General features: G+C 70.0%; 12 protein-coding genes. 4 read left to right on the forward strand and 8 right to left on the reverse strand.

Annotated features, from left to right (window positions below):
- From VED21_RS09275 to VED21_RS09285, 3 genes are all read right to left on the reverse strand, one after another.
- Positions 1-383, reverse strand: a 383-nt coding sequence (locus VED21_RS09275; protein WP_324882057.1) for a metal ABC transporter permease, incomplete at its 3' end; no start/stop codon positions are given.
- Positions 380-1,174, reverse strand: coding sequence for a metal ABC transporter ATP-binding protein (locus VED21_RS09280; protein ID WP_324882058.1), 795 nt, complete (start codon positions 1,172-1,174; stop codon positions 380-382). The genes VED21_RS09275 and VED21_RS09280, both read right to left, overlap by 4 nt.
- Before the next feature lie 10 nt (positions 1,175-1,184).
- Positions 1,185-2,138: a metal ABC transporter solute-binding protein, Zn/Mn family gene (locus VED21_RS09285; protein WP_324882059.1), complete on the reverse strand. Its 954-nt coding sequence runs from the start codon at positions 2,136-2,138 to the stop codon at positions 1,185-1,187.
- A 238-nt stretch (positions 2,139-2,376) separates the two neighbouring features.
- Between VED21_RS09285 and VED21_RS09290 the strand changes: the two genes are divergently transcribed.
- A complete protein-coding gene (locus VED21_RS09290; protein WP_324882060.1) occupies positions 2,377-3,105 on the forward strand; it encodes an SAM-dependent chlorinase/fluorinase in 729 nt (242 codons plus the stop codon).
- On the opposite strand, the gene VED21_RS09295 is transcribed toward VED21_RS09290, so the two are convergent.
- The 3 genes from VED21_RS09295 to VED21_RS09305 all read right to left on the reverse strand — a co-directional run bounded on the left by VED21_RS09295 (position 3,022) and on the right by VED21_RS09305 (position 4,577).
- Positions 3,022-3,696: an HAD family hydrolase gene (locus tag VED21_RS09295; RefSeq protein WP_324882061.1), complete on the reverse strand. Its 675-nt coding sequence runs from the start codon at positions 3,694-3,696 to the stop codon at positions 3,022-3,024. The two genes, VED21_RS09290 and VED21_RS09295, sit on opposite strands and share 84 nt — an antisense overlap.
- 69 nt (positions 3,697-3,765) lie before the next feature.
- Complete coding sequence (locus VED21_RS09300) at positions 3,766-3,999, reverse strand: hypothetical protein (RefSeq protein ID WP_324882062.1); 234 nt, start codon at positions 3,997-3,999, stop codon at positions 3,766-3,768.
- 146 nt (positions 4,000-4,145) lie between these two features.
- On the reverse strand, positions 4,146-4,577 hold the full coding sequence (locus VED21_RS09305) for a Fur family transcriptional regulator (RefSeq protein ID WP_324882063.1): 432 nt from the start codon (positions 4,575-4,577) through the stop codon (positions 4,146-4,148).
- A 529-nt stretch (positions 4,578-5,106) separates the two neighbouring features.
- On the opposite strand from VED21_RS09305, the gene VED21_RS09310 reads away from it, so the two are divergent.
- Together VED21_RS09310 and VED21_RS09315 are read left to right on the forward strand one after the other, a co-directional pair.
- Positions 5,107-5,247, forward strand: a complete 141-nt coding sequence (locus tag VED21_RS09310; protein ID WP_324882068.1) for a BrnT family toxin — start codon at positions 5,107-5,109, stop codon at positions 5,245-5,247.
- Positions 5,207-5,500, forward strand: coding sequence for a BrnA antitoxin family protein (locus VED21_RS09315; protein WP_324882064.1), 294 nt, complete (start codon positions 5,207-5,209; stop codon positions 5,498-5,500). Before VED21_RS09310 ends, VED21_RS09315 begins: the two co-directional genes overlap by 41 nt.
- A 72-nt stretch (positions 5,501-5,572) precedes the next feature.
- On the opposite strand, the gene htpG is transcribed toward VED21_RS09315, so the two are convergent.
- Positions 5,573-7,444: a molecular chaperone HtpG gene (gene htpG / locus VED21_RS09320; RefSeq protein WP_324882065.1), complete on the reverse strand. Its 1,872-nt coding sequence runs from the start codon at positions 7,442-7,444 to the stop codon at positions 5,573-5,575.
- A 123-nt stretch (positions 7,445-7,567) separates the two neighbouring features.
- The gene (locus VED21_RS09325; RefSeq protein WP_324882066.1) at positions 7,568-9,202 is read right to left on the reverse strand and encodes a hypothetical protein; all 1,635 of its coding nucleotides are present in this window, start codon (positions 9,200-9,202) and stop codon (positions 7,568-7,570) included.
- 152 nt (positions 9,203-9,354) lie between these two features.
- Here VED21_RS09325 and VED21_RS09330 point away from each other — a divergent pair.
- On the forward strand, positions 9,355-11,270 hold a 1,916-nt coding region (locus tag VED21_RS09330), incomplete at its 3' end, for a helicase-related protein (protein WP_324882067.1).

The following is an 11,270-nucleotide window of genomic DNA, read 5'->3' on the forward strand; positions in this document are numbered from 1 at the left end:
GCCTGGATGTGGCTGAGCAGCACCACGCCCAGCCCGAACGCGGTGGCGAGCACGGCGCCGATGGCCGAATCCTCGGTGAGGCGCGTGAAGCGCACCAGCGCCTGGATGGTCAGCACGCCGAGCACGCCGCTGACCGCCGCCCCGGCCAGCAGCAGCGGCAGCGAGCGTCCCGGCACACCCAGCGCCACGCCCAGCAGGAACGCCGCGGCGATGCCCGGCAGCGTGGCGTGGCTGAGCGCGTCGCTGATCAGCGCGCGGCGGCGCAGCAGCAGGAAGGTGCCGACCATGCCCGCCGCCAGCCCCAGCGCCGCCGTTCCGGCCACCACCACGGCGGTGTTGAAGCCGGCCTGGAGGGTGAGGATGCGCAACGCCTCGGCGCTCACCGCGGCCCCTCCAGCCGCCGGGCGCCGTAGGTGCGGGCGAGGTTTTCCCTTGTCATCACCTGCCCGACCGGCCCGGCGGCGACGACGCGGGTGTTGAGCAGCAGCACGTGGTCGAAGGTGTCGGCCACCGTTTGCAGATCATGGTGCACGCAGATCACCGTGCGCCCGGCGGCGTCCAGGTCTCGCAGCACGTCCAGCACGGCACACTCCGTGGCCGCGTCCACGCCGGCGAACGGTTCGTCCATCAGGTAGAGCTGTGCCTCCTGCGCCAGCGCGCGGGCGAGGAAGACGCGCTGCTGCTGCCCGCCGGACAACTGGCCGATCGGCCGGTCGGCGAAGCCGGCCATGCCCACGCGCTCCAGCGCCGCCATCGCGGCGTCCTTGTGGGCGCGCGAGACGCGGCGGAACCAGCCGATCATGCCGTAGCGCCCCATCGCCACGACGTCGAGCGCCGACACGGGGAAGTCCCAGTCCACGCTTTCCCGCTGCGGCACGTAGCCGACCAGCCGGCGCTGCTTCGCCAGCGGCCCGCCGAACACCTCCACCCGGCCGGACACGGTGGGCACCAGCCCCAGGGCCGCTTTGATCAGCGTCGACTTGCCCGCACCGTTCGGCCCGACCACGGCGATCAGCCCGCGCGGCGGAGCGGTGTAGCTGACGTCCCACAGCACCGGCTTGCGGTGGTAGGCGACGGTCAGGCCGCGGATCGCCAGCGGCGCCGGCCCCACCAGCAATTCGTTCGGGTCGTCGGCGTCGGTGCCGGTGCCCGGCTTGCGCCACATGTACTGCATCGCCGCCCCCTCAACGCGCCGCCCCAACGTGTGATGCTAGGCGCAATTTTCCCTGGAACCCGCCGGCCGGGGCATCGCCGCCCAGCGCCCGCGCGATCGTCGTCACGTTGTGATCGATCATGCCGACATACGTGCCCTCGTACGTGCCCGGCGCGCCCATGGCGTCGGAGAACAGCGCACCGCCCAGCACCACCGTATGCCCGCGCGCCGCCGCGCCCTCGACCAGCGCCAGGACGTTGCGGTCGGACACGCTGGTCTCAGGGAACACCGCCGGTACCTTCCGCTCGGCCAGCAGCGCCACCAGCTCCTCGATGGTCTTCAGGCCGGCCTCGGATTCCGTGCTGATGCCCTGGATGCCGCGCACCTCGATGCCGTAGGCGCGGCCAAGGTACGTGAAGGCGTCGTGCGCGGTGATCAGCACCCGCGCGTTGGCCGGGACCGAGCCCAGAACCCGCCGGGCGTACGCGTCCAGTTCCCGCAGCTGCGCCGCGTACGCGTCGGCGTTGCGGGCGTACGTGCCGGCGCCGTCCGGGTCGGCGGAGGATAGGGCGTTGCGCGTCGATTCCAGCGCCTGCGCCCACAGCGCCACGTCCATCCAGACGTGCGGGTCGTGGTGCCCGGCGAACTCGGGCGGCGCGATCAGGCGTGCCTCGTCCACCCCCTCGGCCACGGCGATCACCGGCTTGCCGGCGGCCGACAGGCGTTCGAAGGCGTCGCTCATCTTGCCTTCCAGGCGCAGCCCGTTGATCAGCACCACGTCGGCGCGTAGCAGGCGCGCCATGTCGGAACGCGTCGGCTTGTAGAGGTGCGGGTCCACCCCCTCGCCCATCAGCGCCGCCACCTCCGCCCGGTCGCCGGCCACGGCGCGCGCGAGGTCGGCGACCATGCCGGTGGTGGCGACGACGGACAGCCGCTTCGCCGCCGCCGGCCCGGCGGTCAGCAGGACGGGTGCGACAATCAGCATCAGCAGCGCCAGCCGGCGCCAACCGCCAAAGAATGTTCCATCCGCGCGATTCTTCGCGGAAGCTGAACACATATTCATATTCATGGTCTTTCAGACTATCCCATCCGGTCGAAAGTAAACTGCCGTGGATGGTCTTGCGTTCCACAGAATATATGAAGCGCTCTCCGGCCCCGACAAGGCGATCACCGGCTGATGCCGGATCTTACCGGAACGCCGCCGCCGCGCTATACTGGCCGGCATGATCGTGCTGTTCACCGATTTCGGCCTGCATGGGCCGTACACCGGGCAGGTCAAGGCGGTCCTGGCGCGCGAGGCGCCGGGCGTGCCGGTCATCGACCTGTTCGCCGACGCGCCGGTGTGGGACCCGCAGCTTTCCGCCTACCTTCTGGCGGCCTACGCGCACGAGTTTCCGGCCGGCACCGTCTTCCTGTGCGTCGTCGACCCCGGCGTCGGCACGGAGCGCCGGCCGCTGGTGGTGGAGGCCGACGGGCGCCGATTTGTCGGCCCCGACAACGGCCTGTTCGAGCTGGTCCGCCGCCGCGCCGTGGACGTCAGCGCCGCCGCCATCGACTGGCGGCCCGCCCGGATGTCGGCCACCTTCCACGGCCGCGACCTGTTCGCGCCGGTGGCGGCCCGGCTGGCGCTGAACCGGCAGCCACACGCCACGCCACTGGACCCGCGGGACGTGGCCCGCCCCGACTGGCCGGACGACCTGCCTGCCGTCGTCTACATCGACGTCTACGGCAACGCCATGACCGGCCTGCGCGCCGCGGCGCTGCCGGAGGACGCGGTGCTGGTGGTGGGCGACGTCGCGGTGCCGCGCGGCCGCACGTTCGCCGACGTGCCGCCGGGCGGAGCGCTGTGGTACGAGAACTCCAACGGCTTAGCGGAAATCGCCGTCAACCGCGGCCGCGCCGACGACGACCTGGGTCTGGAGGTCGGCACGCCGGTGGAGGTGGAGTCGTGAGGGGATCCGCACGACGACCTTCTGGTTGAGCAGCGCCAGCATGGGCAGGTCGCTGGGCCGGTTGCCGTAACCCCAGGTCTCGCCCACCGGCCCGTTCTGCGCCAGCCAGGCACCGACACGCTCCGCTTTGTCGAGGCGCACGCAGTTGCCCGTGGCGAGCCGCCCGGTGAGCCGACCGTCCACCACCTCCATGCCCGTCGCCAGCACATCGTCCACCGGCAGCCCGTGCAGCAGCGCCGGCATGTAGACGTCCAGGGCACCGGTGGCGACCACCACCCGTCGCCCGGCGGCGCGATGGGCGTGCAGCGCATCCAGCGTGGGCTGGTACCAGCGCAGCTTGCGCGCCAACCGCTCCGCCGCCACGGCGGCCTCGGTCAGCGGCAGGCCGCTCAGCGTGCGCTTCAGCAGGATCGACTTGACCGAACCGCGGAAGTCGGCGCCGGGGCCACGCCCGCGCACGTGGCGGTGGCCGGCGGAGCGGATGGCGTCGGCGAAGGCCAAATGCGTGCGGCGTCGCCCGATCACCTCGGCGATGAACAGCGGGAGGCTGTCGCCATGAATGAGCGTTCCGTCGAAGTCGAAAAAGGCCACACCGGGAGTCTGCATGCGCCGGAGGGTAGCAGATTCGCTGCCCCGCGCCACGTGACAACGTTCACGGGATCAGTGCAGCGACTGTTCGGGGAACAGTGCATCGTCCTCGTCGCCCAGGTCTCCATCGCCCAGGTCGCCGGCCATGCCCTCGATGCTCGCCTTCAGGGCGATGAGGAAGCCGAGGATCTCCGCCGTCTCCTGCTCCATTCCGTCGAGGCGGGCGTCGATGGCGTCGAACCGCTTGTTCAGCATCTCGGTCAGACGGTCCAGGCGGGCGAGGAGGGCTTCGTCTTGTCTGCTCATGGGCTGGGCCGGCACGATCGCTGTTGATGTCGACCTAAACTGGCCTTGGCCCGCCGCAACGCCCAGTCCTGCAGCGGTTGCACTCCGCAAGCGACGCGGGTGTCCCGCAACGCCGCCCAATGGCGCGTCCGGGAACCCCGTCCGGGTCAGCCCGGCTCGGCAGCCCCCGACCGGCCGATCGGCACGCCGTACAGCTCCAGCCGGTGACCGATCAGGCGATAGCCCAGCTCGCGCGCGATCATCTCCTTCAGGCGCTCCAGCTCCTCGTTGGTGAACTCCAGCACCTCGCCCGTCTGAAGGTTGATCAGGTGGTCGTGGTGCTCGTCCCGCTTCTCCTCATAGCGGGCGCGGCCGTCGCCGAAGTCCAGCCGTTCGATCACCTGCGCCTCTTCGAACAGGCGCATGGTGCGGTACACGGTGGCGATGGAGATGCGCGGGTCGATGGCGGTGGCGCGGCGGTGCACCTCCTCCACGTCGGGGTGGTCGGTCGATTCCGACAGCACGCGGGAGATCACCCGCCGCTGGTCGGTCATCTTCAGCCCCTTCTGGTGGCACAGGTCTTCAATGCGCGTCGGCATGCTCACCTCCCCTTTGCCCAGGAAGATAATGTGCCCACCGTCCATTCTCAAACCACAGTGTGGCAGTGGGTCTTTTTCCTTGGGGAATCTTGGCGACACCGCGACGGCGCGCCGCATTGGGAAAACTTTTGGTTGTTGCATCTGCCGGATAGCAACGAAGACGGAGGGTGGATGGACCATTGACCGCCTTCGCGGATGGAGACCTTACTTTTCAATTCAGGCCGTTAGCCGCTGGACGCGATACACGATTGTATATACGATATTCCCGCTTAGGCCCTGACAGCTCCGGCTGACGGGGTACGGCTCCACCACCGGCGACTCGCCGTCTTCCGACCAACGAGCCTGCGCAATGACAGAAACCTACAATGACCCCAAGCGACTTCGAATGGCACGAAGACAAAGAGGACATCAACATCGTTAAACACGGCATCGACTTCGAAACCGCAACAGGCATTTGGGACGGTCCGATGTGCAGCGGATCGATGAACGTTTCGACTATGGCGAAACACGCTTCGTCGCCTTTGGTGAGGTGGACGGACACGTGCTCGCCGTTGTTTACACGTGGCGAGGAGACGCTTGCCGGATCATCTCCGCACGAATGGCGAACAGACATGAGCGAAGAGCGTATCGTGAGACGGTCGCCGGGCTCGCCCCGGACGAAGAAGACTGATTGGTCCAGGGCCGATGCCCTGAGCGACGACCAGATCCGGGCTGCCGTCGAGAGCGATCCCGACGCGGCCCCCCTGGTCGACGAGGCGTGGTTCGAGGAGGCCGAGGTCGCCGAACCGGCGACGAAGACGGCCATCAGCATCCGCATCGACCGCGAGGTGCTGGACTACTTCAAGGCCAGCAGCCGGCGTTATCAGACGAAGATCAACGCCGTGCTGCGCGCCTACATGGAGCACGAGCGCTCCAAACGTTAAAGGGTCCGGGGGCCACCGCCCCTGGCCGGGGAGCGCGAGGGGCCGGAGCCCCTCGCATCCCAACTCACGGCGTCACGCCGCCAGTCCCTTGGCCAGCATGGACGACAGCCGGCGCGCGAAGGCGGCCGGGTCGGGGAGCGGGTCGCCCTCGACGATGCGGGCCTGGTCGAGCAGCAGCCATGCCATCTCGTCCAAGTCGCCGCTGGCACCGCCGGCCTTGGCCCGCTCGGTCAGGCGCTTGATCAGCGGGTGGCCGGGGTTCAGCTCCAGAATGCGCTTGGACGGGCCCACGCCCAGCTGCTTGTGCTGCTTGAGCAGGCGTTCCAGGTGCATGTCCATGTCGTTGTCGTCGGCCACGAGGCAGACCGGGCTGTCGGTCAGGCGCTCGGAGGAGCGGACGTCCTTCACCGTGTCGCCCAGCGTCAGCTTGAACAGCGCGATCAGGCTGGCGAGGTCGCCTTCCGGCACCTTCTCGGCCTCCGGCTTGTCCTCGCCACCCTGGATCTTGCCCAGGTCCGCGCCACCGCGGGTGACCGACTTGAAGGGCTTCTCCTTGTACTGGCCGACGGCCTGAACCCAGAATTCGTCCACCGGGTCGGTGAGCAGCAGCACCTCCACGCCCTTGGCGCGGAAGCCTTCCAACTGCGGGCTCTTGAGCAGGCTGTCCACGTCGTCGCCGGCGATGGTGAAGATGGCCTCCTGGCCCTCCTTCATGCGGCCGGCGTAGTCTTCCAGCGACACCCAGCCGTCACCCGCCGTGGTGCGGAAGCGCAGCAGCTTCAGCAACTCGTCGCGGTGCTCGAAGTCCTCGTACAGGCCTTCCTTCAGCACGGCGCCGAAGTTCTCCCAGAAGGTCGCGTACTCGGAAGCGCTCTCCTCGTCCTTGGCCTTCTTGTTCAGCTCGCTCAGGATCCGGCGGGTGATGCCGGCGCGGATCTTCGCCAGCATCGGGTTGTGCTGGAGCATCTCGCGGCTGATGTTGAGCGGCAGGTCCTCGGTGTCCACCACGCCCTTGAGGAAGCGCAGGTAGGGCGGGACCAGCCCCTCCGTCCCCTCGGTGATGAACACGCGCTTGACGTACAGCTTCACGCGGTGCGCGCGCTTGGGATCGAACAGGTCGAAGGGCTTGGAGGTCGGCACGAACAGGAGGTTCGTGTATTCGATCGCCCCTTCGGCGCGCCAGTGCAGGGTCAGCCACGGGTCGTCAAAGCTGTGGCCGACGTGGTGGTAGAACTCCGTGTACTGCTCCGGCGTGATCTCGTTCTTGGAGCGCATCCACAGGGCCGACGCGCTGTTCAGCGCATTGGCGTCCTCGCCGTCCCCGAACAGGATGGGGATGGCGATGTGGTCGGAGTACTTGCGCACGATGGCGCCCAGCCGGTGCTCCTCCAGGTACTCGTCGTCGCCTTCGCGCAGGTGCAGGACCACGCGGGTGCCGCGCGCCACGTCGCCGGCCTCGGCGATGGTGAACTCGCCCTTGCCGTCGGACTCCCAGCGCCAGCCCTGCGCCTCGCCGGCCTTGCGGGTCAGCACCTCGACGCGCTCGGCCACCATGAAGGCGGAGTAGAAGCCGACGCCGAACTGGCCGATCAGGCTGACGTCCTTCTTGGAGTCGCCGGTCAGCTGGCGCATGAAGGCGGCGGTGCCGGAGCGGGCGATGGTGCCCAGGTTCTCGACGAGGTCCTCACGGTTCATGCCGATGCCGTTGTCGGCGACGGTCAGCGTGCGCGCGTCCTTGTCGGCGATCAGGCGGACCTTCAGGTTCGGGTCGTCGGCCGACAGCTCCGGCTGCGTCAGCGCCGCGTAGCGCAGCCGGTCGCAGGCGTCGGAGGCGTTGGAGACGAGCTCGCGCAGGAAGACCTCCTTCTCGCTGTAGAGCGAGTGCGCGACGATGTCGAGCAGGCGGCTGACCTCGGCTTGAAAACTGAGCCGTTCCTCGGTCATGGGTATCACCATCGTTCCTGGTTGTTATGCGGGGTGGCTTAAATCCGGCGCATATGTGAGCAAGCGGGCCTCGCCGTGCAAGGCCCGCGTGCATCGCCACGATGATGATCGTGTGGGCGCGGATCAGGTCTTCTTGGCGCCGCGCTTCGTCGGGGCCGGTTCCGGCGCCGGTTCCGGGGCGGGCTCGCCGCCGCCCAGCAGCGGGGCGAGGTCGGTGCCGTTCAGCATCACCTTGCCTTCCGGCGTCAGGTCGATGCGGTAGGTGCGCAGTTCCTGCCCACGCTCGTCCTTGCTCTGCTGGCCCAGCGCCTGGATCATGGTCAGTGCCTGGATGGTGCCCTGCGTGTCCGGGTCGGGCTTGGCGCCCTTGGGTTGCAGCACCCTGATCGCGCTGTCGAGCCCGCGCATCACCAGCGAGAAGGCGCCCACCGCGCCGAAGGCCGCACTCTGCGTGAAGGTCGCCTGCCCGTTCAGCGTGCCGGCGGTGGCGGGGGTGACGACCGACAGCCGGTCGACCTTGATCTCGCTGCCCGCCTGCCCCAACGCGCCGAGGAACTGGAAGCCGGCCGCCGCCCCCGCCGTGGCGATGTCCAGCCCCGGCATGGAGGAGGCGGAGAAGGCCTGCGACAGGGCGGCGGTCGGCACCTTGCCCATGCTCATGGCGAACTCGACGCTCTGCGGCAGGAACTCGCCCGGGCCCGGCAGCGGCTCGAACGACAGCCCGTTCTGCGAGAAGCCGAGCGTGGCCCGCGCCATCGGCTTGTCCAGGTCGTCCACGCCGCCCTGCAGGCGCGCCTGCTTCCAGCCGAACCGCGTGCCGTCGTCGGTGTCGGTGAAGGCGATGTCGTCGAGGCGCAGGGTGAAGCCGGCGCCGCCGAACAGCCCCTGCACGTCGGGCACCGCCGGCATCGGCGGCAGCGGGGCGGGGGCCGGCGCGCCGCTGGCGGACGGCGCCGCCTGGGGAGACGGCGTGGGCGCCGCGGCGGGCGCCGCGGCCGGCACCGAGTCGGTCAGCTTGGCGAGCCGTTCCAGGTCGAGGCGGCCGTAGGTGGCGTCGATGGCCAGCGTGCCGATGCTGCCGACCGGCACGCCCTTCTCGTCGTGCGCCTTCAGCCCGCCCAGCGTGAAGGAGCTGGCGCCGCTGTAGGTGTTGGGACCGGCGCCGTCGGCCTTGAGGTCGACCTTGCCCGCCATGTCGGCGAGGTTGAGGCGCGCCTGCCCCTTGTTGTTGGTGATGCCGATGGCGCCCAGGGCGGCGTCGAGCGACAGGAAGGTCTGGAAGCGCGGCGCCCAGACGCCGAAGACCTGCTGGCGGCCGATGGTCAGCGCGCCTTCCGGCGCGCCCTTGGCGTCGAAGTGCGGCATGCTGGGCGGCAGCGCGATGCCCACCTGATGGTTGCCGTCGGCCAGCGGCTTCACCGCCAGCCGGATGACGCCGACGTCGAGACGCGACTTGTCGTCGTTGACCAGCGACAGGAACGGCAGGCTCACCTGGTAATGGTCGCCGGACGCGGTGGCCGTCGTCGTGCCCTTCCACAGCACGCTGCCGTCCGTCACGTCGGCCGCGAACCACTTGCGGATGCCGGCCTCGACCGCCGCGGCGATGGCCTGCGCGCCCTCGGACGTCACGGCGGCCGTCACGGCGGTGGAGGCCACCGCGGGGGCCGGCGCCTGGGCATGGGACGGCACCGGCATGGCCGCGGCGGTGCCCGCGGCGAGGAGTAGGGCGGCGAGCGTGCGGGAGGTGGGACGCGGCATCGTAGGCACTCCGCTGGAATCGGGCGTCCGCCCACGATAGCCACGCAATCCGACGCGGTCCATTGGTCTGGTGGGGCATCCGGATGAATGGGTAGGCGCAGCGGCAGCCCTCACGCTTGCATTGGGGGGCATTCGCCCCAATGCTTAGAACCATGGTAGGAGCGCTATACGAGCCGTCCGGCGTCGGCGGGCGGGTGGTCGCCGTTCTCGGGCCGACCAACACCGGCAAGACCCATCTCGCCATCGAGCGGATGCTCGGCCACCGCAGCGGCATGATCGGCTTCCCGCTGCGCCTGCTGGCGCGCGAGAACTACGACCGGATCGTGGCGGCCAAGGGCCGGAACGCCGTGGCGCTGGTGACGGGCGAGGAGAAGATCCTGCCGCCCCACCCCAGCTACTGGGTCTGCACCGTCGAGTCGATGCCGCTGGACCGCGCCGTCGACTTCCTGGCGGTGGACGAGGTCCAGCTGTGCGCCGATCCCGAGCGCGGGCACATCTTCACCGACCGGCTGCTGAACGCCCGCGGCCTCGTGGAGACCATGTTCCTGGGCGCCGAGACCATCCAGCCGCTGATCCGCAAGCTGGTGCCGCGCGCCGAGTTCGTCACCCGCCCGCGCTTCTCCCAGCTGACCTACGCCGGCTACAAGAAGCTGACGCGGCTTCCCCCCCGCTCCGCCGTCGTTGCCTTCTCCGCCACCGACGTCTACGCGACGGCCGAGTTGATCCGCCGCCAGCGCGGCGGCACGGCGGTGGTGCTGGGGGCGCTGAGCCCGCGCACCCGCAACGCCCAGGTCGGGCTCTATCAAGCCGGCGAGGTCGACTATCTGGTCGCCACCGACGCCATCGGCATGGGCCTGAACATGGACGTCGACCACGTGGCCTTCGCCCGCATCGTGAAGTTCGACGGCTTCGCGCCGCGCCGCCTGCGCGCGCCGGAGGTCGGCCAGATCGCCGGCCGCGCCGGCCGCCACATGCGCGACGGCACCTTCGGCACCACCGACGAGGTGGGCGAGCTGGAGCCCGAGCTGATCGACCGCGTCGAGAACCACGAGTTCGACACGCTGAAGGCGCTGATGTGGCGCAATTCCAAGCTGCGCTTCGAGACGCCGGGCTTCCTGCTGAAGTCGCTGGAGGAGCGCCCGCCCATCCCCGAACTGGTCCGCGCCCGCGACGCCGACGACCATCTGGCGCTGCAAGCACTGGTCCGCGACCCGGAGGTGATGGACCTCGCCAAGGGCAAGCCGGCGGTCCAGCTCTTGTGGGAGGTCTGCCAGATCCCCGACTTCCGCAAGGTGCTGTCGGACGCGCACACCCGCCTGCTGGGGCAGATCTTCCGCTACCTGCGCGCCCCCGCCGGCCGGCTGGACGAGGACTGGGTGGCCAAGCAGGTCGCCCGCCTGGACCGGACGGAGGGCGACATCGACGCGCTGGTGGCGCGCATCGCCCACATCCGCACCTGGACCTACATCTCCAACCGCCCGGCGTGGCTGAAGGACCCCACCCACTGGCAGGAGCGCACCCGCGCCATCGAGGACAAGCTGTCGGACGCCCTGCACGAGCGGCTGACGCAGCGCTTCATCGACCGCCGCTCGGCCATGCTGGTGCGCACGCTGAAGGACGGGCGCGACCTGATGGCCGGCGTGCGCGACGACGGCGAGGTGGTGGTCGAGGGGCACCCCGTCGGTCACCTGGAGGGCTTCCGCTTCGTCCCCGACGCCCCCGACCGGTCGGAGGAGGCGAGGGCGCTGCTGACCGCCGCCCGGCGGGCGCTGCGCGACGAGATCGCGGCGCGCGTCCGCGCCCTGGAGCAGGAGCCGGACGAGGCCTTCGCGCTGGGCGAGGACGGCACGCTGTCCTGGCGGGGGATCGTCGTGGCGCGCTTGGCCGCCGGCCCGTCGGTGCTCACCCCGAACGTGGCGCCCAACGCCGAGGCGCTGCTCGACCAGGCGCAGGCCGAGCGCGTGCGCGCCCGCCTGGAGGCCTGCGTGCGCGGCCACATCGCCTCCAGGCTCAGGCCGCTGCTGGCGCTCCGCGACGCCGACGGGCTGTCCGGGCCGGCGCGCGGTCT

Source organism: Azospirillum sp. (genome assembly GCF_035627195.1).
GTDB lineage: Bacteria > Pseudomonadota > Alphaproteobacteria > Azospirillales > Azospirillaceae > Azospirillum.